At 73.9% G+C, this 24,610-nt stretch carries 13 protein-coding genes; 10 read left to right on the forward strand and 3 right to left on the reverse strand.

The annotated features are described in order from the left end of the window. Positions 1-4: 4 nt before the first annotated feature. Together E4198_RS25325 and glgB are read left to right on the forward strand one after the other, a co-directional pair. Positions 5-1,510 (forward strand): maltokinase, encoded by a 1,506-nt coding sequence (locus E4198_RS25325; protein ID WP_168711382.1) that lies wholly within the window; start codon positions 5-7, stop codon positions 1,508-1,510. Between the two features lie 685 nt (positions 1,511-2,195). Next, positions 2,196-4,394: a 1,4-alpha-glucan branching enzyme gene (glgB, locus tag E4198_RS06415; RefSeq protein WP_247597868.1), complete on the forward strand. Its 2,199-nt coding sequence runs from the start codon at positions 2,196-2,198 to the stop codon at positions 4,392-4,394. 42 nt (positions 4,395-4,436) lie between these two features. On the opposite strand, the gene E4198_RS06420 is transcribed toward glgB, so the two are convergent. The 3 genes from E4198_RS06420 to E4198_RS06430 form a co-directional block, all read right to left on the reverse strand. Further along, positions 4,437-5,051, reverse strand: coding sequence for a DinB family protein (locus E4198_RS06420; protein WP_136182321.1), 615 nt, complete (start codon positions 5,049-5,051; stop codon positions 4,437-4,439). Positions 5,052-5,117: 66 nt separating this feature from the next. Further along, a complete protein-coding gene (locus tag E4198_RS06425) occupies positions 5,118-5,741 on the reverse strand; it encodes a GyrI-like domain-containing protein (protein WP_136182322.1) in 624 nt (207 codons plus the stop codon). A gap of 112 nt (positions 5,742-5,853) precedes the next feature. Continuing rightward, a complete protein-coding gene (locus E4198_RS06430; protein ID WP_247597869.1) occupies positions 5,854-7,188 on the reverse strand; it encodes a cation:dicarboxylase symporter family transporter in 1,335 nt (444 codons plus the stop codon). A 314-nt stretch (positions 7,189-7,502) separates the two neighbouring features. Between E4198_RS06430 and E4198_RS06435 the strand changes: the two genes are divergently transcribed. From E4198_RS06435 to E4198_RS06470, 8 genes are all read left to right on the forward strand, one after another. Further along, positions 7,503-9,422, forward strand: coding sequence for a sensor histidine kinase (locus E4198_RS06435; RefSeq protein WP_136182324.1), 1,920 nt, complete (start codon positions 7,503-7,505; stop codon positions 9,420-9,422). Further along, positions 9,419-10,162, forward strand: a complete 744-nt coding sequence (locus E4198_RS06440; protein WP_247597574.1) for a response regulator — start codon at positions 9,419-9,421, stop codon at positions 10,160-10,162. Before E4198_RS06435 ends, E4198_RS06440 begins: the two co-directional genes overlap by 4 nt. Before the next feature lie 100 nt (positions 10,163-10,262). Further along, positions 10,263-11,621, forward strand: coding sequence for an extracellular solute-binding protein (locus E4198_RS06445; protein WP_136185216.1), 1,359 nt, complete (start codon positions 10,263-10,265; stop codon positions 11,619-11,621). A 122-nt stretch (positions 11,622-11,743) separates the two neighbouring features. Next, a complete protein-coding gene (locus tag E4198_RS06450) occupies positions 11,744-12,553 on the forward strand; it encodes a sugar ABC transporter permease (RefSeq protein WP_136185217.1) in 810 nt (269 codons plus the stop codon). 168 nt (positions 12,554-12,721) lie between these two features. After that, a complete protein-coding gene (locus E4198_RS06455) occupies positions 12,722-13,549 on the forward strand; it encodes a carbohydrate ABC transporter permease (protein WP_210732906.1) in 828 nt (275 codons plus the stop codon). Between the two features lie 91 nt (positions 13,550-13,640). Then, a complete protein-coding gene (locus E4198_RS06460) occupies positions 13,641-21,812 on the forward strand; it encodes a type I polyketide synthase (RefSeq protein ID WP_168711383.1) in 8,172 nt (2,723 codons plus the stop codon). An 11-nt stretch (positions 21,813-21,823) separates the two neighbouring features. Beyond that, the gene (locus E4198_RS06465; protein WP_136182326.1) at positions 21,824-23,791 is read left to right on the forward strand and encodes an AMP-binding protein; all 1,968 of its coding nucleotides are present in this window, start codon (positions 21,824-21,826) and stop codon (positions 23,789-23,791) included. Next, positions 23,788-24,600 carry an aspartate/glutamate racemase family protein gene (locus E4198_RS06470; RefSeq protein WP_136182327.1) on the forward strand — a complete coding sequence of 271 codons (813 nt, stop codon included), beginning with the start codon at positions 23,788-23,790 and terminating at the stop codon, positions 24,598-24,600. Before E4198_RS06465 ends, E4198_RS06470 begins: the two co-directional genes overlap by 4 nt. Positions 24,601-24,610: the final 10 nt, after the last annotated feature.

Here is a 24,610-nt window from a genome sequence, read left to right on the forward strand (position 1 = left end):
GGTCATGTCGGAAAGATCCCTGCCTCTCGCCGCCGCCGCGGCCGCCCCGGCCGCGCCGCGTGAGCGGGGCACCGCCCTGCTGCGGTCGCTGACCCCCCTGCTCGCCGAGTGGCTGCCCCGGCAGCGCTGGTTCGCCGGCAAGGGCCGTCCGCCCGGCGACCTCACCCTCGTCTCGGCCACGGAACTCCTGCCCGTTCCCGGCACCGACGGCACCGCCGCGAACGCCGACGGCGGAATCGATCCCGCACCCGCCGGCCTGCTGCACCTGCTGGTCCGCACTCGCAGCGGCCCTTCCGCAGCCGACCGGACCGTCGACTGCTACCAACTCCTCCTCGGCGTACGGGCGGTACTACCGCCCGACCTCGCGCCGGCCCACATCGGCACCCCTGCGGCGGGCCCGCTGCGCGGCCGTACCGTCTACGAGGCGCTGCACGACCCGCGCCTCGCCGGCGTACTGCTGGAACGGCTGCGCAGCCCCGGGCGGCTGGGCCCGCTGCGCTTCACCCACAGAGCCTCCGGCGCGGTGATCCCCGCCGACCTGCCCGCCCGGCTGCTGACCGCCGAACAGTCCAACTCCTCAGTCGTGTACGGCTCCTCGCACATCCTCAAGCTGTTCCGCCGCGTCGGGCACGGCGTGAACCCCGACCTGGAGCTGCCGCTCGCGCTCGCCCGCCACGGCTGCGACCGGGTGCCGGCGCCGACCGCCTGGTTCGAGGCCGAGCCGGAGACCGGGCGCAGCCCGGGTCTGACCCTGGGTGTGCTCCAACCATTCCTGCCCGGCAGCGGCGACGGCTGGCAACTCGCGCTCCGCACCCTCACCGCTCGCGCCGACTTCACCGGCGCCGCCCACGGCCTCGGCCGGGCGACCGCCGAGGTGCACGCCGGGCTGGCCTCGGCCCTGCCCACCACGGTCCTGCGACGGCCGCAACTCCTGCGCCTGGCGGAGTCGATGACCGAACGACTGAACCACGCTGTCGGCGCCGTGACGGCGCTGCGCCCGTACCGCGACGGGCTGCGGGAGGCGTACGGTGCCCTCGCCGACCTGGCCCGCCGCGGCCAGACCCGGCTCGCCCAGCGCATCCACGGCGACCTCCACCTCGGGCAGGCCCTGCACACCCCGGCCGACGACCGGTGGACGCTGATCGACTTCGAGGGCGAGCCCGCCCGCCCCCTCGCTGAGCGGCGGCGCGCGCAGCCCGTCGTCCGGGACGTCGCCGGGATGCTGCGGTCCTTCGACTACGCGGCCTGCCACCCGCGCGGCTCCCGCGCCACCTGCGACGACGACGGCTGGGCCCAGGACTGGGCCGCCGCCAACCGCGCCGCCTACTGCGAGGGCTACGCCGCGGTCTCCGGTACGGACCCGCGCGAGGACGCGGCGCTGCTGCGCGCCTTCGAGACCGACAAAGCGGTCTACGAGGTGCTGTACGAGGCGCGGCACCGGCCCGCCTGGCTACCCGTCCCCATGTCCGCCGTCCGCCGCCTCGCCGCCGCGCCCGCCGACCGCCGGTGAGCGAGCCGCCGTGCGGCACGGGACCGGGCCGTGGCGTGGCGGCACAGCGCCGGGGACGCCGACGCGGGGACCGGACGCGTCCGGACCCCGCACACGTCGGCAGGGCGGGACGGCAGGCGGGGGGCTGGGGCGACGTTCCCACCGCATCGATTTCCGTCGCACGCACCAGCACCCACCCCGTATCGGAGGACGATCCGTGAGCTTCCATCCCGACGACCCGGCCGCCACCACGCCCGGCCGCCACGGGCCGCCCCCGCGCGGCGGTGACGCGGGCAACCCGGCGACGGAGGCCGACGCCCGACGTCGGGCGGGCCGCGAGCCCGCCCACGTCACGGCCAGCGGTGGCCGGCCGGCCGCCGGCACCTCCACTGAGGCCTTCCTGCTGCCCTCGACCGAGTGCGAACCGCCGCGCGGCGGGCCCGCGCACGATGCGGCGCGGCACGGCGTGTCCGGGCAGGGCTCGCTCTTCGCCGCGGCTCCGGCTGCCGCCGAGGCCACCACCCGCGACGGCGGCCCGGAGGCGTCGGGGCACACCGCCCCGGACGTCGTGCGGCACGCGACGCCCGCGACTCGGTCGGCGGCCACCGCGCCGCCCGCCACACCGCCGCCCGCCGCCGATCCGTCGGCGCAGGGCACGGCCACGGAGCCGGGCAGCTCACCCCGCACCGCGCGGAGCGCGCACGGCGTGCGGGTCCCCGAGCCGCTCGGGGAGGAGGACCGGCGGCGGCTGCTGGAGGGACGCCATCACGACCCGCACGCCCTCCTCGGCGCCCACCCCGGCCCCGGCGGCGTGGTCCTGAGGACCCTCCGGCCCTGCGCGCGCAGCGTCACCGTCGTCGCGGAGGGCCTGTGCGCGGAGCTGCACCACGAGGGCGACGGCCTGTTCGCCGGGCTGCTCCCGGTGGCGGAGATCCCCTCCTACGCACTCACCGTCCGCTACGCCTCCGGGGATGCCGGCGGGCCGGACCGGGAGGTGCGGGTCGAGGACCCGTACCGCTTCCTGCCTTCGCTCGGCGCACTGGACCTGCACCTCTTCTCGGAGGGCCGCCACGAGGAGCTGTGGCGCGCCCTCGGCGCCCACCCCATGGCGCACGACGGCGTTACGGGCACCCGGTTCACCGTGTGGGCGCCGAACGCGCAGGGGGTGCGGCTCGCGGGGGACTTCACCCACTGGGATGGGGCGCAGTACCCGATGCGTTCGCTCGGCTCCAGCGGCGTGTGGGAGCTGTTCGTGCCGGGGCTCGGCGAGGGCGCGCTGTACAAGTTCGAGATCACCGGCCCGGACGGGCACCGTTCGCTGCGCGCCGACCCGATGGCGCGGCGCACCGAGTGCCCGCCCGCGACCGCGTCCGTGGTCACCGCCTCGCAGCACGAGTGGCAGGACGCGGCATGGATGGAGCGGCGGGCGGGCCGGGAGTGGCACGCCTCGCCGCTGTCCGTCTACGAGGTGCACCTGCCGTCCTGGCGCCCGGGACTGACCTACCGGGAGCTGGCCGAACAGCTCCCCGCCTACGTCAAGGACCTCGGCTTCACGCACGTGGAGTTCATGCCCGCCGCCGAGCACCCCTTCGGCGGCTCGTGGGGATACCAGGTGACCGGCTTCTACGCGCCGACGGCGCGGCTGGGCACGCCGGACGACTTCCGGCATCTGGTCGACGCACTGCATGCGGCCGGTATCGGCGTGCTGATGGACTGGGTGGCCGCGCACTTCCCCAAGGACGACTGGGCGCTCGCCCGCTTCGACGGCACGCCCCTGTACGAGCCGGCCGACCCTGCCCGGGCCGAGCACCCGGACTGGGGAACGCTGGAGTTCGACTACGGGCGCCGGGAGGTCCGCAACTTCCTGGTGGCCAACGCGCTGTACTGGTGCGAGGAGTTCCACATCGACGGGCTCCGGGTCGACGCCGTCGCCTCCATGCTTTACCTCGACTACTCGCGCGAGGACGGCCGGTGGTCGCCGAACGCGCACGGCGGGCGGGAGAACCTGGACGCGGTGGCGTTCCTCCAGGAGATGAATGCGACGCTGTACCGGCGCTGCCCGGGCGTCCTCACCATGGCCGAGGAGTCCACCGCCTGGGACGGTGTCACCCGCGCCACCCACCACGACGGGCTCGGCTTCGGCTTCAAGTGGAACATGGGCTGGATGCACGACTCGCTGGTCTACATGTCCAAGGACCCGGTGCACCGGCGCTACCACCACGACGACATGACGTTCTCCATGGTCTACGCCTACTCGGAGAACTACGTGCTGCCCATCTCGCACGACGAGGTCGTGCACGGCAAGCAGGCGCTGGTGTCCAAGATGCCCGGCGACTGGTGGCAGCGGCGCGCCAACCACCGCGCCTACCTCGGCTTCATGTGGGGGCACCCCGGCAAGCAACTGCTTTTCATGGGACAGGAGTTCGCGCAGGGCGGCGAGTGGTCGGAGGCCGACGGCCCGGACTGGTGGCTGCTGGACCCGGCGTACGAGGCGGAGCCCGACCACCGGGGAGTGCGCGATCTGGTGCGCGATCTGAACGGGCGCTACGCGGAGACGCCCGCGCTGTGGCAGCGCGACACCGACCCAGGAGGCTTCTCGTGGATCGACGGCGGCGCACGGGACGACAACGTCTTCGCATTCCTCCGGTACGACGCGGCGGGGCGCCCGCTGGCCGTCGTGTCCCACATGTCGCCGGTGGTGCGGAAGGACTTCCGCATCGGGGTCCCCCCGACCCCGGAGGGCACCTGGACGGAGACGCTGAACACCGACGCCTTCGATTACGGAGGCTCCGGCCTCCACAACTCCGGGCTGCTCACCCCCGAGCCCGTCGCGGCGCACGGCCACCCCGTGTCCCTCACGCTCACGCTCCCCCCGCTGGCCACCCTCTGGCTGCGCCCCGGCTGAGCCGCCGCTCTCCCCCGCTCCACCCCGTGCCGCCGACCGGAGTCAGTGCTTCCGGTCGGCGGCGCGCTGTGCGGTGGCCTCCAGCCGGGCGCGGTAGTCCCGCCACCAGTCGGCATCACCGGGCGGCATGTTGTCGTTGCCCTTGCGCATGCCGACCGCGCCGTCGAGCTGTTCGCGCAGGATGTCGGCCTGGCCCGCGTGGCGCTGGGAGTCGGCGATGACGTGGACGAGGACGCGGTGCAGGGAGACCTCCGCCCTGTCCTCCGGCCACCACGGGACGCGGCCGGTCGCGTCCAGCGGCAGCGCGGCGACCGTCGCGTCGGTGTGCGCCCAGGCCCGGTGGTAGAGGGCGATGACGGAGTCACGTGTCTCGTCGAGGCCGGCCCACATGTCCTGGTTGGGGTCGGAGAGGTCCGAGAGCCACGGCGGCGAATCCTCGGGCGGACGCCCGAAGGTCTCGCCGAAGTAGCCCAGCTCCACGCCCGCCAGGTGCTTGACGAGGCCCAGCAGGTTGGTGCCGGTGGGCGTCAGCGGGCGGCGGACGTCGTATTCCGAGAGCCCCTCCAGCTTCCACAGCACGGCTTCGCGGGCCGCCTGCAGATAGCGCCGGAGGTCCGCCTTCTCCTGGTCGGCCGGTACGCCGGTGTCGCTCGTCATGAGCCGAGTCTCGCACCGCCCTCTGACAACGCCGTCGCACCGATGCGGGCGCGCCGCGGCCAGGGCCTAACCGTCCACGCGCTCGACCGGCTGGCGCAGGACGGTCCGCAGCTTCTCGGGGGCGGTCCGGCGGGGATCGCCGAGGTAGACCTCGTGATGCCGGGCTGTGGCCCGCAGTCCGTGGTCGGCGAGGTAGGTCCCGTGCAGCTCCTCCATCACGGGGGTCTCGTCGTCGTAGGAGCCGATGTGCAGCACCTGGGCGCTCAGCCCCTCGTGCAGGGTCAGGTGCCGGAGCCGGGAGATCGCGGGGATCTTCTTCTTGGCCAGCGCGCTGTGGCGGGCCTCTTCGACGAGGTCCGCGGTGATCCAGGAGGGCATGCTGATGAGCATGGTCCACTGCCAGGCGTCCTTGTCCCGGCGGGTGAAGGCGTCGAGCCGGTCCGACCACCACAGCCCTTCCAGCGGAGCGACGACGAAGTCGCCGCCCTCCGTCGCCTTGGCGGCGAACTTGAGGGTGTAGGCGACGGCGTAGAGCGCGCCGACCGCCTCGGCGTAGGCGGGCGCGGTGTTCGGGTCCCCGGCTCCGTCGACGGCGACGAACTGCTGCTCCGGAACGTCCACGAGGGCCCATCGGGTGTTCCTGGGCGCGTAGAGCTCCTTCTGCGCCCGCTTGACGTCGTACGGCGCCATGGCTGACTCCCCTTCCGGAAGGTGCGTAGGGCCATGGTCGCGCAGACGGGCCCCTCTCCCACGGCTTTCCGTGGGAGAGGGGCCCGTCGAAACATCCGCGGGGACGCCGGGGTCAGCGGGCGCCGGCCGGTTCCTTGTCGAGGGAGGGCGGCGGGGTGGACGCGTCCGCCGAGTCGTCGGGCGGGACGTCGTGGCCGTGCGACGCCTCCATCTGCGCCTCGTCGAAGGGCCGGTGCCCGGCGAGGACGGCCGCGACCTGCTCCCTGTCGATCTCCTTGGTCCAGGTGCCCACCAGCACCGTGGCCACCGCGTTGCCGGCGAAGTTGGTCAGCGCGCGGCACTCGCTCATGAAGCGGTCGATGCCGACGATCAGGCCGACGCCGTCCACCAAGTCGGGGCGGTGCGACTGCAGGCCGCCGGCGAGAGTGGCCAGACCGGCGCCGGTGACGCCCGCCGCCCCCTTGGAGGCGATGATCATGAACACGAGCAGCGAGATCTGCTCGCCGAGGGACAGCGGGTTGCCGGTGGCCTCGGCGACGAAGAGGGAGGCCATGGTCAGGTAGATGGCCGTGCCGTCCAGGTTGAAGGAGTAGCCGGTGGGGACGGTGATGCCGACGACCGGGCGGCTGACTCCGAGGTGCTCCATCTTCGCGATCAGCCGGGGCAGCGCCGACTCGGAGGAGGATGTCGAGAGGATCAGCAGGAACTCCCGGCCCAGGTACTTCAGGAGGGAGAAGATGTTGACGCCCGCCACCATCCGCAGGATCAGGCCCAGCACGACGAAGACGAACAGCGCGCAGGTGACGTAGAAGCCGATCATGATGACCGCGAGGGACTTCAGCGCGTCCAGGCCGGTCTCCCCGACCACTGCGGCGATCGCGCCGAAGGCGCCCACCGGGGCGATCCACATGATCATCCACAGCACGCGGAAGACCAGCCGCTGCAGGTGGCCGATGCCGCGCAGGATCGGTTCGCCGGAGGAGCCCATCGCCTGGAGGGCGAAGCCGACCAGCAGGGCGACCAGCAGAGCCTGGAGGACCTCGCCCTCGGTCAGCGCGGAGATCAGCGTGGTGGGGATGACGCCGAGCAGGAAGTCGACGGTGCCACCGCTGCCACCCTCCGCCTCGGCGGCGCCGGCCTTCGCGGCCTCCTCGGTCAGGTTCAGGCCGCTGCCCGGGTCCAGGACGTTGCCCACGACCAGGCCGATGGCCAGCGCGACGGTCGACATCGCGAGGAAGTAGCCCAGCGCGAGACCGCCGACGGCCCCGACCTTGGCGGCCTTCCGGACGGACCCGACGCCGAGAACGATCGTGCAGAAGATGACCGGGGAGATCATCATCTTGATCAGGTCGACGAAACCGGAGCCCAGCGGCTTGAGCTCGACGGCCACGCCGGGCGCGACGAAGCCGAGAAGGATGCCGGCCAGCACCGCGACGATCACGGCGATGTAGAGGTAGTGCGTACGGTCCCGCTTGGCTGCGGGCTTCTGCGTCGCCGGGGCGGCGGAGCCCTGCGACGGGGTCTCGGACGGCGGCGTCTGGCCTGGCACGTCGACTCCTCGGGGGGTGAGCGGCTGTCGGAATCCCGGCGAATATGCACCCCCGGAGTGGCGCAGGTCACGGTTACGTGCATTACGTGCACGGGAACGGCGGAGAGGCGGCGGGGAAGGCCCTCATGCGGTCGCGTCGCCGCGGCTCGCGCGCCCGCAGCCCGCGTCACGGCGCATGCGCCATCCGGCCGCCGCCGTGCACACTGGCCGGTATGCGCGTCCCCCGACCCCGCAGCCTGGCGGGCCAGCTCTTCGCGATGCAGGTCGTGCTGGTCGCCCTGCTGGTCGCGGGGTGCGCGGTCTACGCCTACATCCAGGACCGCGGGCAGGCGCGGGAGTCGGCCCGGCAACAGGCCACGGCCACGGCCCTGGCGGTGGCCGACTCCCCCTCCGTGCGGAGGGCGATCCGTACGGAGCATCCCACGCGGACCCTCCAGCCGTACGCCGAACGCGTACGGCAGGACACCGGAGTGACCTTCATCACCATCATGGACCCCGAGGGCACCCGGTGGACGCATCCGAACCCGGAGCGCATCGGCGGCACCTTCGTGGGCCACCGCGGCCCCGCGCTGGAGGGCCGCACCTTCCACGAGACCTACACCGGCACGCTCGGCCCCTCGGTGCGGGTGGTCACCCCCGTCCGGGACGACGGCCGCATCGTCGGCCTGGTCAGCGCGGGCATAGCGGTGGAGCGGATCAGCGCGCAGGTCGCCGAGCAGGTCACCGCCCTGCTCGGGGTGGCCGGCCTGGCGCTGACCCTCGGCGGGGTCGGGACCTACTGGGTCAACGCGCGACTGCGCCGCCACACGCACGGCATGAACGCCACCGAGCTGAGCCGGATGCACGACTACCACGAGGCGACGCTGCACGCGGTGCGCGAGGGCCTGGTGATGCTCGACGGACAGCGCCGCATCGCCCTGATCAACGACGGCGCCCGCACGCTGCTCGGACTGCACGCCCCGACGGGCGGCGACGCGACGGTGGGCGACGACGCGACGGTGGGCCGGTACGTCGCCGACCTGGGCCTGCCGCCGTCGCTGACCGGCGCGCTGCTGGCCTCCGAGCCGCGCGTGGACGAGGTGCACCTGACGGACGACCGGGTCGTGGTCGTCAACACCTCGCCCGTCACGGGTGGTGAACGGCGCGGCACCGTCGTCACGCTGCGGGACCACACCGAACTCCAGACGCTCACCGGCGAACTGGACTCCGCGCGGGGTCTCGCCGAGGCGCTGCGCTCCCAGGCGCACGAGGCCGCGAACCGGCTGCACACCGTGGTGTCGCTGATCGAACTGGACCGGGCGGAGGAGGCGATGGAGTTCGCCACCGAGGAGCTGGAGCTGGCGCAGGCGCTCACCGACCAGGTGGTGGCCGCCGTCGCGGAGCCGGTGCTGGCGGCGCTGCTGCTGGGCAAGGCGGCGCAGGCCAACGAGCGGGGTGTCGAGCTGACGCTGACGCCGGACAGCCGCATCGACGACGGTCTCGTCCCGCCCGAGCTTCCGTCCCGCGACCTGGTGACCGTCGTCGGCAACCTCATCGACAACGCGGTGGACGCCTCCGCCCGCGTGGCCGACGGCGCCGCGCCGGACGGGCCGGACGGGCCGGACGCGGTGGGCCGCCTCCGCCCCGCCCCGCGTACGGCGGGCGCACCCGCGGCGGCTGAGGACGCCGGCAGCACCCGTACCGGGGGCGCGAGGGCGCTCCCCGACACGACGGAACACGCTGCGGGGGCGTCCCGGGCCGCAGGGCCCAGGGGGAGGGGCCGGGGCACGGCCTCCGCCCCGGCACGGGTCACGGTGACCGTGCGGGTACGAGAGGACGGCACGGACCGCGCGCGCGAACTGCTCGTCCGCGTCGCCGACTCCGGCCACGGCATCGACCCGGCGGACACCGACGCGGTCTTCCACCGGGGCTGGTCCACCAAGGGCGACCCCGGCGGCCGGGGCCGCGGCCTCGGCCTGGCCCTCGTCCGGCAGACCGCCCGCCGCCACGGCGGCGACGTGACGCTCGCCGAAGCCCGCGGCGGCGGCGCCGAGTTCACCGTGGTCCTCCCCCTCGGCCCGGCCGCCCCGGGGACAGCGGCCCCGCCGCGCCCCCGCACCGGCGACGCCGCCCGCACCGGAGGCGGCCGGTGAAGCCCCCCGGCAGAACCCCGGACGGCGCGACCGGCACGCCGCCGCAGGCGATTCGCGTGCTCGTCGTCGAGGACGACCCCGTCGCCGCCGACGCGCACGCGACCTACGTCGGGCGGGTGCCCGGCTTCGAGGTCGCGGGCGTCGCGCACACCCGCGCGGAGGCGGCGCGGGCGCTGGACCGCACCCCCGTCGACCTGATCCTGCTCGACCTGTACCTGCCCGACGGCCACGGCCTGGCGCTGCTGCGCGCGCTGCGCGGAGCGGGACACTCCGTCGACGTGTTCGCCGTGACCTCCGCACGCGACCTCACCGTCGTGCGGGAGGGCGTCGTCCTCGGCGTGGTGCAGCACGTGCTGAAGCCGTTCACCTTCCCCACCCTGCGCGACCGGCTGCGCCAGTACGCCGAGTTCCGGCAGAGCACCGGCGGCGACGGGGGCGGCGGAGAGGCGGGCAGCCAGGCCGAGGTGGACCGGGCGCTGTCCGCGCTGCGCGCGCCGCAGCCCGCCACGCTGCCCAAGGGACTGGCCGCTGCCACCCTGGAGACCGTCACCGCGGCGCTCCGGGACGCCGGGGAGGAGGGCCTGACGGCAGCGGCTGCCGCCGAGCAGGTGGGCATCAACCGCATCACCGCGCGCCGCTACCTGGAGCACCTGGTGACCGCGGCGCGGGCCGAACGGCGTCCGCAGTACGGGCAGGTGGGCCGCCCGGAGTTCTGTTACCGCTGGCTCACGCGATATTGACCTTGGACGGTGACGGCCGTACGGTCCCGGGCAGCAGACCACGAGGCCGACGGCGGACCACCGGTGGCCCGCCACGGCCGTGGCCGAGGAGGTCATGCTCGTGCGCCCCACCGCTCCGCTGATGCTCACCGTCGCCGCGGTCCTCGCCGCGGGCACGCTCACCGCCTGTGGCGGCGATTCCGGCGACGACCCGAACACCCTTCAGGTCGCGTTCCCCAAGGACACCAACAACAAGGTGACGGTGCGGGACGACTACGTCGAGTACGTCGCGAAGCAGTTCGAGAAAGCCCACCCGGGCAAGACAGTCGAGCTGGTGCCGATCCAGGCGTCCCAGCAGGACTACTACACCAAGATCCAGCAGATGATGCGCTCCCCGCAGACCGCGCCGGACCTGGTCTACGAGGACACCTTCCTCATCAACTCCGACATCGAGAGCGGCTACCTCCTCCCGCTCGACCCCTACCTGAAGAAGTGGAAGCACTGGGACCGCTTCGAGGACTCGGCGAAGACCGCCGCCAAGGCCCGCAACGGCAAGACCTACGGCGTGCCCGACGGCACCGACACCCGAGCGCTGTGGTTCAACCGGGAGATCTTCGCGAAGGCCGGGCTCCCGGAGGACTGGAAGCCGCAGGCCTGGGACGACGTACTCAAGGCCGCGCGCACCATCGACCGCGAGGTGCCCGACGTCATTCCGCTCAACGTCTTCACCGGAAAGGCCGCCGGGGAGGCGGCGGCCATGCAGGGCTTCGAGATGCTGCTGTATGGCACCGGCCCGGACCCGCTGTACGACCCGCAGTCCGAGAAGTGGGTGACCGGCAGCCAGGGCTTCGTGGACAGCCTGGAGTTCATCGACACCGTGTACGCGGACAACCTCGGCCCCGACGTGTCCGACGCGCTGTCCCCCAACATCCAGACCCGGGTGCCCACCGAACTGCTGCCCGAGGGAGACCTGGCCATCGCACTGGACGGCTCCTGGCTCGGCAACCAGTGGCTCGACACCGGGGGCCGCCCCTGGCCGGACTGGTCCGAGACGATGGGCATGGCGCCGATGCCGACGCAGGACGGGCAGGAGCCGGGCAGCGTCAGCATGTCCGGGGGATGGACGTGGTCCATCCCGGAGAACTCCGGTAACCACGACCTCGCCTGGAAGCTGATCGAGACCCTCCAGACCCCGGAGAACGCCCGCGAGTGGTGCATCCGCGGCGCCCAGATCGCCGTGCGGGAGGACGTGGCGCAGCATCCCGAGTACCGGAAGTCCCTGCCCGGCATCGAGTTCTTCACCGACCTGGTCGAGGTGACGCACTACCGGCCCGCGCTACCCGTGTACCCGCGGGTCTCCGGCGCGCTCACGGAGGCCATGGAGAAGGTGACGACGGGCGACGCCTCGCCCCGGGAGGCCGCGAAGACATACGACGAGGAGCTGCGCACCCTCACCGACGGGGCGGTCGTCCAGCGGTGAGCGTCGCGAAGACCGCCGCCGGGCCCGCACGTCCGCCGCGGCGCCAGGACACAACGGGGCGGGACCTGGCCGGGCGGGGGCCGCGGGGCCTGCGATGGCTGCCGGTCGCCCCGGCCACCGCCATGCTGCTGCTGTTCCTCGCCGGGCCGATCGGCTACTGCTGCTGGATCGCCTTCACCGACACCCAGCTCACCGGGCAGGCGTCCGCGTCGTTCGTCGGCCTGGAGAACTTCCGCCGCGCCTTCGCCGACCCCGACTTCCTGAACGCCGTGGTGCTCACCCTGGTGTTCACCGTGGTCTCCGCGATCCTCGGGCAGAACACCCTGGGCCTGGCGCTGGCCGCGCTGATGCGGCGCGCGAGCCGCGCCGTACGGTCGCTCACCGGAGCGGTCGTCATCTGCGCCTGGGTGCTGCCGGAGATCGTCGCCGGCTTCCTGCTCTACACCTTCTTCAGCAGCCGCGGCACCCTCAACGACGTGCTCGCCTGGCTCCAGCTCCCCGAGCAGAACTGGCTGTTCACGCTGCCGATCCTGGCGGTGTCGTTCGCCAACGTGTGGCGGGGCACCGCCTTCTCCATGCTTGTCTACTCCGCGGCGCTGTCCGACGTGCCGAACGAGGTGACCGAGTCGGCGGAGGTGGACGGCGCGAGCGGATGGCAGCGGATGTGGCACATCACGCTGCCGATGATCCGCCGCTCCATCGGCACCAACCTGATGCTCAACACCCTCCAGACGCTGTCCGTCTTCGGCCTGATCTGGGCGATGACCCGCGGCGGCCCCGGGCAGCGCAGCACCACCCTGCCGGTGTTCATGTACGACACCGCGTTCAACAAGGCGCTCATAGGCTACGGCACGGCCGTCGCCCTGCTGCTGCTCCTCGTGGGCGCCCTGTTCTCCGTCGTCTACCTGCGCCTGCTGCGCGAGGAGGTGTAGCCGGTGCCGCCCACCGTGCCCCGGGAGGTGCCGCCCGGCGCCGACTCCGCCTCCACCACCCACGCCGCGCCGAAGCCGACGCCCGACTCGCTGGACCTGCCGCGCCCGCACCTGGACCGCGACCTGCGCACCCGGCTCCGGCCCGGCCTGTCCCTGCGGCCCTCGGCGCTGCTCAGCCGGCGCCGCCGGCAGCGGCTCGCCGCCGACCTCGGCCTGCTCGTGGTCGCCGCCGCCTTCGTGGTGCCGCTGCTGTGGCTGGCCTTCGCCTCCCTGGACACGGAGGCGACGCTGCGCGTCGCGGCGCCCGGGGACCCCACGCTGGACAACTTCGCCGCGGTGCTCACCGAGGAGATCACCTTCCAGCCGATGCTCAACAGTCTGCTGATCTGCGGCGGCGCCACCCTGATCACCATGGTGTGCGCGGCGCTGGCCGCCTACCCGCTGTCCCGTTTCCGGTCCCGCTTCAGCCGGCCGTACCTGCTGACCATCCTTTTCAGCACCTGCCTGCCGATCACGGCGGTGATGGTCCCGGTCTACGGCCTCTTCGTCCAGATCGACCTGATCGACACCCGCTACGGCACCGCGATGTTCCTCGCCACCTCCCAACTGCCCTTCGCCGTCTTCCTGATGAAGAACTTCATGGACGGCGTGCCGGTGGTGCTGGAGGAGGCGGCGTGGACGGACGGCGCGAGCTGGCGGCAGTCCCTGCTGCGCGTCATCCTGCCGCTGATGGGCCCCGGGCTCGGCGTCGTGACCGTCTACTCGTTCATCATGATGTGGGGCAACTTCTTCGTCCCCTTCATGCTGCTCGTCGACCCGGCGAAACTGCCCGCGTCGGTCACACTCTTCACCTTCTTCGGCAACTACGGCGCGGTCGCGTTCGGGCAGCTCGCCGCCTTCTCCGTGCTGTACTCGACGCCGGTCATCCTGCTGTACGTGCTGATCTCCCGCCGCCTGGGCGGCGGATTCACCCTGGGCGGCGCTGTCAAGGGCTGAATCGCGCCAGCGTCTGGTCGTTCCCCTAGCGGGGCGCCGGTTTACTTCCCGCAACGTCGCCGGGGGGCGGCTGGAGGGGGAGTGCATGCCGGTGAGCACCACTGTGCCGGGCGCGTGGGCAGAGGATCCGTCCACCCTGGTGGGCTGGATCGCCCGGAGCGTCGCCGAACGGGCCGGGCTCCCCGAGGAATCGGTGGACCCCACCACCCCGTTCGCCGACTGCGGCCTCTCCTCGCGGGACGCCGTCGCCCTGATCGGCGACCTGCAGACCCACCTCTCGCAGGACCTTTCCCCCGCCCTGATGTGGGAACACCCCACCCCGCAGGCGCTCGGCACCCACCTTGCGGGCGGGCCGTCCGATGCCACCGCTCCTCACCCGCCGCCCAGGCTGAGAACCGACCTCCCGGCTGTGGAGAAGGCCACGTCCCGGCACGAGGCCGGCGCCGTGGCGGTGATCGGGATGGGGTGCCGCTTCCCCGGCTCCGACGGGCCGGCCGCCCTGTGGCGGCACCTGATCGCGGGGAACGACCTGGTGTCGGCCCCGGGCACCCGGCGTGAACTGCTCGGCGACCACGGCCCGCTGGGGCTGCTCGACGACGTGGCGGGATTCGACGCGGAGTTCTTCTCGCTGTCCGGCCGCGAGGCCGCCTACGTCGATCCCCAGCAGCGTCTGCTGCTGGAGACCGCCTGGGAGGCGCTGGAGGACGCCGGCATCCCCCCGCGCTCGCTCGCCGGCAGCACGACCGGCGTGTTCGTCGGCATCAGCGCCAGCGACTACGGGCGCCTTCAGGGCGGCACGGGCGCCGCACTCGGCCCGTACAGCGGCAGCGGCCAGTCCCTCACCATGGCGGCCAACCGGCTCTCGTACCTCCTCGACCTCGGCGGACCGAGCATGGCCGTCGACACCGCCTGCTCCTCCTCCCTGGTGGCCGTGCACCTGGCGTGCCGGAGCCTGCGTTCCGGCGAGTGCGACACGGCGGTCGCCGGCGGCGTCAACCTGATCCTGACCCCCGACACCACAGAGATCTTCACGAGGGCCGGGATGATGGCCGGAGACGGACGGTGCAAGACGTTCGACGCCGCCGCCGACGGCTACGTGCGGGCCGAGGGGTGCGGCGTCGTCGTCCTCAAGCGCCTGACCGACGCGCTCCGGGACGGCGACCCGGTGCTGGCGGTGATCCGCGGGACCGCCGTGAACCAGGACGGCCGCAGCAACGGCCTGACGGCGCCCAGCGGCGAGGCGCAGCGTCGCGTGATCCGGGACGCGCTGCGGGACGCGGGAATCCAGCCCGCCCGCATCGGCTACGTGGAGGCGCACGGGACCGGTACCCCGCTCGGGGACCCGGTGGAGACCCGCGCCCTCAGCGCCGTGCTCACAGAAGGCCGCCGACCGGACGACCCGCTGCTGACGGGCTCGGTCAAGACGAACATCGGCCACGCCGAGTCCGCCGCCGGAATGGCCGGACTGATCAAGACCGTGCTGGCGCTGCGGCACGGCGTGATCCCGCCGCACCTGCACCTGAAGACACCCAACCCGCGCATCGACACCGACGGCGTCCTGCGCATCCCGACCGTCGCGACGCCCTGGCCGGAAGCAGCCACGCCGCGTGCGGCGGGCGTCAGTTCGTTCGGCTTCGGCGGCACCAACGCCCACGTCGTCGTCACGGAGGCGCCGGAGGCCGACGACCCTGCCGCCGGACCGGGCGGCGAGGCGGGCGGCGACGCGACCGGCACGCGGCGGACGGACGTGCTGACGCTGAGCGCCCGCACTCCGGAGGCGCTGCACACCCTGGTCGACCGGTACGCGCGGGTGCTCCGGGACCCGGCGGGCCCGGCGTGGGACGACGTCTGCCACACAGCGGGCAGCGGCCGCACCCACTTCGCGCACCGCTTCGCGGTCGCCGCCGGGGACGCGGAGGAAGCCGCGACCCGCGCGGAGCAGTGGCTGGCCACGGGCCGTGCCACGGGCACGCACAGCGGACAGACCCTCGCCCCGATCGCCCCCGTTGCCCCGGGCGGCACCCCGGCGGGTGGCGTGGCCTTCCTGTTCGGCGGCCAGGGCACCCAGTACCCCGGGATGGGGCGGCGGCTCCTCGAGACCTCTCCCGCCTTCCGCCGCGCCCTGGAGGAGTGCGACGAGATCGCCGCGGCGCACCTCGGACGCACCGTCACCTCGCTGCTCCCAGTGGATTCCGCCGACGCGGACCTGCTCGCACGGACCCGCTACACGCAGCCCGTCCTCTTCGCCGTCGGGTACGCGCTCGCCGCACTGTGGCGCTCCCGGGGCGTGGAACCGGCGTACGTGCTGGGTCACAGCGCCGGCTCACTCGCCGCGGCGTGCGTGGCGGGCGTCTTCGGCCCCGAGGACGGCCTGCGGCTGGCCGCCGAACGCGGCCGGCTCATCGAAGAGCGGTGCGACGAGGGCCGGATGCTGGTCGTGCTGGCGGCCGAGGCGACCGTGCGGGAAGTACTGGCCGGTCTGAACCTGGACGGGACTGACCCATCGAAGAGCGTCATCGCCTGCGTCAACGGCGAGAGCAACGTCGTGGTCTCCGGCACGGCGGCGGGAGTGGACGCCGCCCGGCGCGCGTTCGCCGCCCGCGACGTGGTCACCCGGGACCTGCCGTCGGAGTACGCCTTCCACTCCCCGCTGATGGCCCCGGCCCGTGCCGCCTTCCTCGACGTCGCGCGCACCGTCGAGTTCGCGGCGCCCCGTATCCCCTTCGTCAGCGACACCGACGGTCGCCTCTTCGACGGGTCGCTGCGCCCGGACGCCGACCACTGGGCACGCCATCTGGAAGAGCCCGTGCGCTTCGCCGACGGTCTGCGCGCCCTGGCCGCCGAGGGCTGCACCACCTTCCTGGAGGCGGGCCCGGGCCGCACGTTGGGCACGGCGGGGCGTCGCACGGTGCCGGGCGCGCTGTGGCTGTGCTCGCTGCGGGAGGGCGCCGACGACCAGGCGGTGCTCGCCGACGCCGTCGCCGGACTGTACGTCGCGGGGCATCCGGTCGACCGGGAGGGGGCCGCCGCGGGAAGGCCGCCGCGGCGTGTCGCGGGGCTGCCCACCTACCCGTTCAAGCGCTCCCCGCACTGGCTCCCCTCTGCAGCGCCGCAAGCCCCGGCGCTCCCGGCCGCCGGCCTCCGGCCTGCCGGCCCTCCCTCTCGTCCCCGAACGGAAGGACCCCTCCCCGTGGCACACCGGCCCAACGAATCTCCGGCGCAGGGCCGGGTGCTGTCGCTGCTCACCGAGACCGTCGGGCGGCTGCTGGAGAACCCGGAGGCGGCCGATCCGGACGCGTCCTTCCTCGAACTGGGCGCCGACTCGCTGACCCTGATGCACACCCTGCAGGCGGTGCAGCGGACCTTCGGCGTACGCCTGCCGGTCGCCAAGCTCTTCGACGAGCTGAACACCCCGCGGCTGCTCGCGGAATACGTCGAGGCGCAGGCACCCCTGGCCGCCGCCACCGCGGACCCGGCCGGGGCGGAGCCGCCGGAGCCGGCGACGCGTGTCGCCGCACCGGGCACGCCCGCCGGGGAGACCGCGGGGCACGGGGCGCCGGGCGGCGACGCCGTCGAGCACTTCCTCTCCGTGCACGCCCGCGTGATGGACCAGGCGTACGCACTGCTGCGGGGCTCCGGGCGTCCACTGCCCCCGGCGGCCGCTGCGTCACCGGCCACCGCCCCGGCGGAGGCGGGCCTGCGCACGGAACACCCGCACGAGGCCCCGGTGGCCGCCCCCCTCCCCCGCGCGGCGCCGGACACCTTCGTGCCGTTCCGGCAGGCTCCGGCGTCCGGCACGGCCGCCGCGTCCGGCTCCGTCCGGGCCGAGGGACGGGACGGGGAGGAGGGGAGCCGCCGCGCCTACGTCGCCGCCCTGGTGGAGCGGTACTGCGCGCGGACCGCCGAGTCCAAGGCGCAGGCCGTGCGGGAGCGCGTGTACCACGCCGACGTACGCCACGCGCCGCAGCCGCACCTCAACCTGAGAGAGGCGCGGTACCCGCTGGTCGTCACCCGCTCCGAGGGCTCCCGGGTGTGGGACGCCGACGGCAACGCGTACCTCGACCTCACCATGGGCTTCGGGGTCAACTTCTTCGGGCACCGCGAACCCTTCATCGAGCAGGCGCTCACCGACCAGCTGGCGCGGGGCATGCATCTCGGCCCGCACAACGACCTCGCCGCCGAGACGGCGGAACTCGTCTGCGAACTGACCAGCCAGGAGCGGACCGTCTTCTGCAACACCGGTTCGGAGGCCGTGATGGTCGCGGTCCGGCTGGCACGCGCGGTGACCGGCCGGTCCAGGGTCGCGCTGTTCGCGGGCGCCTACCACGGTTCGGCAGACCCGATCCTGGCCGTGCAGAACCCCGACGGCTCCTCCGCCCACGCCGTGCCGCTCGCGCCGGGCATCCCCGAGGAGGTCGCGGCCAACGCCCTCGTTCTCCCCTACGACGACCCGGCCTCCCTACAGGCGCTGCGCGACCACGCGGGCGAGCTCGCCGCCGTACTCGTCGAACCGGTGCAGAGCCGGCGGCCGGACATCCAGCCCGGGGAGTTCCTGCGCGAGCTGCGGGAGCTGACCCGGCAGGCGGACGTGCCGCTGATCTTCGACGAGGTGATCACCGGCTTCCGCATGCACCCGGGCGGCGCGCAGGCGCTGTTCGGGGTGCGGGCGGACCTCGCCGTCTACGGGAAGGTGATGGGCGGCGGCATGCCGATCGGTGCCGTCGCCGGCCGGGCGAAGTACCTCGACCCCATCGACGGCGGCGCCTGGACCTTCGGCGACGCGCCCTACCGGCAGAGCGTCCGGACCTTCTTCAGCGGGACCTTCTGCAAGCACCCGCTGGCGCTCGCGGCGGGCCGGGCCGTGCTGCGCGAGCTGAAGCGCCGGGGGCCGGCCCTGCAGGAGTCCGTCAGCGGGAAGGTGGCGGCCCTGGCGTCCGCGGTCAACGGCCTCTTCGAAGCGGCCGACGTACCCGTCCGGCTGACCGCCTTCGGCTCTCTCTTCCGGTTCCGCTTCCTGCGGGAGACGGCGCTGTCGGAGACGGTGGAGGTATTCCACACCGCCCTCGCGGAGAAGGGGATCTACGTCTGGGAGGGCCGCAACTGCTTCCTCTCCACCGCGCACACTGACGAGGACGTGGCCACTCTCGTCGCGGCACTCGCGGAGACCGCCGACGAGATGACCGAGGCCGGCTTCTTCCCCGGCGCGCGCACCATCCACCCGCCCGCGAGCTTGCCGCCGGGCGACGCGCAGCACGAACTGTGGCTGCTGGCCCAGACGGGCGAGGACGCCTCGCGGGCCTACAACGAAAGCGTCCGGCTCGACCTCCGGGGGAGGCTGGACCTTTCGGCGCTCCGTGAGGCCGTGCAGGCAGTGGTCGCCCGCCACGAGGGCCTGCGGACCGTGTTCAGCCCGGACGAGGGACGTCAACGGGTCCTGTCCGTCGACGCGTTCGACGTGCCGCTGGTGCGGTTCGGCGCGTCCGGTACGGACGCTGCGGGCTGGGCGGACGCGGCCGCCTGGGCGGACGAGGTCTTCGACCTGGAAGCCGGACCACTGGTCCGCGCCGCGGTGGAACGGCTCGACGACACCCACCACCGCCTGCACCTGACCGCACACCACACCGTGGTGGACGGCTGGGCCTTCCGCGTGGTGCTGGAGGAGATCGGCCGGCTGTACTCCGCCGCCGTCGGCACGGACACCGAACCGCTGCCGCCGGCCCGCCAGTTCCGGGAACTGGTCCAGCGCGAGCACGAACGCCGCAGCGGTGAGCGCCTGCGGGCCCACGAACGCTTCTGGCTGGACACGCACGCCGACCCCGCGCCCGCGCTCCGGCTGCCGACCGACCGGCCCCGGCCCGCCCGCTCCTCGTCGGAGGGCGCGTCGGTGACCGTCACCCTGGAGGACGGCCTCTCCCGCCGGATCGCCTCCGCCGGCTCCCGGCTCGGGTGCACTCCGTTCACGCTGCTGCTCAGCGCGTACGCCGGGCTGCTCCACCGGCTCACTGGCGCCGACGATGTGGTGATCGGCGTGCCGGTGGCCCAGCGCGACGAGCCCGGCGCCGACCGCGTGGTGGGCAACTGCAGCAGCGTGCTGCCCCTCCGCAGCCGCCCCGCACCGGACGCGTCGGTCCGGGACGTCACCGTCGCGATGCAGCGCCATCTGGCCGAGGCGTTCGCGCACGGCGACTGCTCGTTCGCGGCGATCGCCTCCCGGCTGCCCCAGGGAACCGAGGGCCCGCGGCGACAGTTGCACGCCACGCTGTTCAACCTCGACCAGGCCCCCGAACCGCCCGCGCTGGCAGGGCTGGAGGTCTCGCTGGGCACGCCCGGACGGCGGCACGTCAAGTGCGACCTGGCCATGGACGTGCTGCAGGAGGGCGAGCGGTACCACGTCACCGTCGAGTACCGCACCGACCTCTTCGACGCCGCCACGGTGCGCGGCTACGCCGACGCGTACACGCGCCTGCTGGAGACCTTCCTCGCCGCACCCGACGGGCCCGCGCCCCTCACCGGTCCCCTGCGGGGCACCGGGACGAGGACGCCCCCGGTCGTGGAATCCCCCGCCGTGGAGTCCGTCCCCCCGGTGCCCGCCGCCGAAACGATGCCGGACGCGCCACCCGCCTACCGGGCCCCGCGGAACGCCACCGAGGCCACCCTGCTCGCCGTCTGGCAGGAGGTGACCGGCAGCCAGGACGCCGGGACGGACGACGACTTCTTCGCCCTGGGCGGCCACTCGCTCCAGGCCGTCCGGGTGGTGGCCGCCGTACGCGAACGGCTCGGCGCGACCATGCCGGCGCGCTGGCTGTTCGAGAACCCGACCGTCGCCGCGCTGGCCGCCCGGCTCGGCGCGGGCGACACCGTCGCCGCCCCGCCGGCCCGGCGGGAACGACCGGACATCCTCCCGCTGTCCCACGCGCAGCAGCGGCTGTGGTTCCTCGGCCGGCTCGAAGGCCCGAGCTCCACCTACAACCTGCCGCTGCCGCTGCGGCTGACGGGCCCGCTGGACACGGAGGCGCTCACCGCGGCCCTGGGCGACGTGGTGGCACGGCACGAGCCGCTGCGCACCGTCTTCGAGGAGCGCCGGGGCGTACCGCGCCAGCACATCCTCCCGGTCGAGGACGTCCCTGCGGCCCTGGCCAAGCGGACCCTCGAACCGGCCGAGCTGGACGCGGCCGTGCGGCAGGCCGCCGCGCACCCCTTCGACCTGGCCGACGAGGTGCCCCTGAAGGGCAGCCTGTTCGAACTCGGCGAGCAGGACCACGTGCTGCTCCTGGTGCTGCACCACGCGGCGGGCGACGGCTGGTCGCTGCCGGTGCTGGCCCGCGACCTGACGACCGCGTACACGGCGCGCCGGGCCGGGCGGGCGCCGGACTGGGCCCCTCTGGAGGTGCAGTACGCCGACTACACGCTCTGGCAGGCCGAGCGGCTCGGCTCCGCGAAGGACCCGGAGAGCCTGCTCTCCCGGCAACTCGGCTTCTGGCGCGAGGCACTGGCAGGTCTGCCGGACGAGATCACGCTGCCCGCGGACCGCCCGCGGCCCCGGGTGGCGAGCCACCGCGGCGGACAGGTGCGGTTCACCGTCGACGAGCGGGTGCACGCCGCGCTGTCGAAGCTCGCCCAGGAGAGCAGGGCCAGCGTCTTCATGGTGACCCAGGCCGCTCTCGCCGTCCTGCTCGACCGGCTCGGTGCGGGAACCGACGTCCCCATCGGTACGCCGGTGGCCGGCCGGCCGGAGGAGAACCTGGAAGACCTGGTCGGCTTCTTCGTGAACACGCTGGTCCTGCGCACCGACACCTCCGGGGAACCCACCTTCCGCCGGCTCGTCGAGCGCGTACGAGACGCCGACCTGGCGGCTCTGGCACACCAGGACGTTCCGTTCGAGCAGCTGGTGCAGGCTCTCAACCCGCCGCGCTCGCGCGCCCGTCACCCGCTGTTCCAGGTGATGCTCGGGTTCGAGACGGAGGGCCCGCTGGAGCTGAAGGCCGCCGGGCTGCGGATCACCGAGGAGCCGGACCCCACCGACGTCGCCAAGTTCGACCTGTTCCTCAGCGTGCGGGAACTCCGCACCGGGGACGGCGGCCCCGCGGGGCTCTCCGCCTGCCTGGAGTACAGCACCGACCTGTTCGACCCGGCGACCGCCCGGACACTGACCGCCCGGCTGAACCGGCTGCTCACCGCCTTCGCCACCGACCCGGACCTGCGGTGCGCGGACCCGGCGCTCGACCCCGAGAACCCCGAGTACCCCGAGAACCTCGAGAAGTGAGGGACACCCCCATGCCGGACAGCGATGTGCTGACCGCACCGACCCACCGCGTCGTGGTCGACCACGCGGGCCGGTACTCGGTCCACCCCGCCACCCGTGCCCGCCCTGCGGGCTGGCACGACGCGGGCTTCGACGGCACCGAGGAGGCCTGCCTGGACCACGTCGCGCGGACGTGGTCCGGACCCGCGCCGACCCCGCTGCGCCGTCATCCGGCGTACCGACGGCCGGGCCGGGACACCCTCGTCGCGGTGCTGCGCGCACACGCGCGGCAGCGACCGGACGACGTCGCCTGCACGGTGCTCGGCCTGCGCGGCGAGGAGACGGAGGAGGCCACCTACGCGGACCTCGACCGCCGGGCGCGGACCGTCGCCGCCGCCCTGCTCCGGCGGGCGGCCCCCGGGGACCGCGCCCTGGTGGCGCTCCCCACGGGTGTCGACTTCGCGGCGGCCTTCTTCGGCTGCCTCTACGCGGGGATCGTCGCCGTCCCGGTCCCCCTCCCGGAACCGTCACGGGGCTTCCGGCGCCAACTCGACCGGCTCCGCCTGCTGGTCGAGGACGCCGGGCCCGCCGTGGTGCTGACCACGGCGGACTTCGCCGGCAATGCGGAGGCGGACGTCCTCGGTGACGTCGAACGCCTCGCCGTCGCCGGGCTGGAGACTGCGCTCGCGGACGACTGGCGGGACCCGGGTGTCACCCCGAAGACCCTCGCGTTCCTGCAGTACACCTCCGGTTCGACCAGCGCGCCCAAGGGCGTGGTGCTCACCCACCACAACATCATGGAGAACCTGGCCGCGGTGTGCGGCGCCCTGCGGTCGGCCGACGGCTTCGGCGTGGACACCGCCCCCGTCCAGGACTTCCGGTTCGTGAGCTGGCTGCCGCTCTTCCACGACATGGGCCTCTCCCAGCTGCTCATCCCCCTGTTCGCCGGCGGGCGCACCGTGCTGATGCCGCCCGCCGCGTTCCTGCTGCGCCCGGCGCTCTGGCTGGAGACCATCAGCCGCTACCGCGCCGCCGTGGCCAGCGGGCCCGACTTCGCCTACGGCATGTGCGCCCGGAAGATGAAGGACGAGGAGGTGGCGGCGCTCGACCTGAGCAGCTGGAAGCTCGCGCTCAACGGCGCGGAACCGGTGCGCTGGGAGTCGCTGCATGCCTTCACCGAACGGTTCCGGGCGGTGGGCTTCGACCCGTCCGCGCACCTCCCCTGCTACGGCATGGCCGAAGCCACCGTGTACCTGAGCGGCGGCCGCGGCGCGGGCGAGGCGCGCGTCCTCGACATCGACCCCGAGGTGCTGGAGCTGTCCGGGCGCGTGACGCCGGCGCGCGACGGCGCCGGGCGGCGGCTGGTCTCCTGCGGACGCGTCCCGGAGCATCACGACCTGCGCATCGTCGACCCGCAGACGCTGCGCGAACGCCCCCCGGAGCACCTCGGCGAGATCTGGGTGTCCGGCGACAGCATCGGCCTCGGCTACTGGCAGAACCCGGAGGCGTCCCAGGAGCGCTTCGGCGCCCGGCTGGCGGGCACCGACCGGACCTTCCTGCGCACCGGAGACCTCGGATTCCTCTCCGGGGGCGAGCTGTTCGTGGCGGGGCGAGCGGACGACCTGATCATCATCGACGGCAGGAACCACTTCCCCCAGGACCTGGAGGGCACCGCCGCCGACAGCCACCCGGCCCTGGCCGGCGGCAAGTGCGCAGCCTTCCCCGACCCGGACCCGGACGTGCCGCGCGTCGTGCTCGCGGTCGAGACGCGCGGCGACCGGCGCGTCCTGCCCGCCGGCGAACAGCCCTCCGCCGCAGACGAGGTGACGGCCGACGAGGTCACGCGGGCCGTGGTGCGTCGGCTGGTGGAGGACCACCACGTCGGCGTCTCGGCCGTCGTCCTGCTCCGGCCCGGCGGTCTTCCCCGGACCACCAGTGGCAAGATCCAGCGGAAGCTCACGCGGAAGCTGTACGGCGCGGGCGGACTGAAGACCTGGTGACAGCCCGGCTGCCCCTCCTGCCCGGCTCCCGGCCGTCCACGGCGCACGGCCGGCCCGGCGCGACCCCCGCCGCCGGCCGCGGGGGCGGGGGCGAGGCGACGGGGCCGGTCCTGGGGATCCTCGGCGGCATGGGGCCGCTGGCCTCCGCCGCGTTCCTGCAGACCGTCTACGAGACGGCCGTGGAACGGGCCGGCGCGGCGGCGGAGCAGACGCTGCCGCGCTGCCTGCTCGACTCCGACCCGGGCTTCCCCGACCGCACGGACACCATCCGCAGCCGTGGGGAGGCCGCGTGGGCCGACCGGTTGCGCCGCGGCGTCGGCGGGCTGCTGGACATGGGGGCCACGCGGGTGGTCGTCGCCTGCGTGACGGCGCACCACTTCGTCGGCGCGCTGGAACCCGAGCACCGGCGACGGCTGATCTCGCTGGTCTCCACGACCCTCGACGAGCTGGCTGCGACCCCCACAGGCGCGCGCTACCTGCTCGTGGCCACCGACGGCACCCGGGAAGCGGGGATCTTCCAGCGCGCACCGCGCTGGCCGGAGTCGGCGCACCGGGTCGTCCTTCCGGAGCCGGACGTGCAGCGGGAGCTGCACGGGCTGCTCTACCGCCTCAAGGCGGAGCCGCTGACCGCCACCCTGGCGGACCGTTTCCGCGTGCTCGCCCACCAGCACGGCTGCGCGGGCCTGATCGCCGGGTGCACCGAACTGCATCTGCTGTCGCGGTGGCAGCGCAGGAACGGCGGCGCAACGACCGTCATCGACCCCCTGCTGGCCATCGCCACACAACTCACGACCCTGCTCAGCCGATAGAGGAGTACAC

The organism is Streptomyces sp. RKND-216 (genome assembly GCF_004795255.1).
In the GTDB taxonomy this organism is placed as follows: Bacteria; Actinomycetota; Actinomycetes; order Streptomycetales; family Streptomycetaceae; genus Streptomyces; species Streptomyces hazeniae.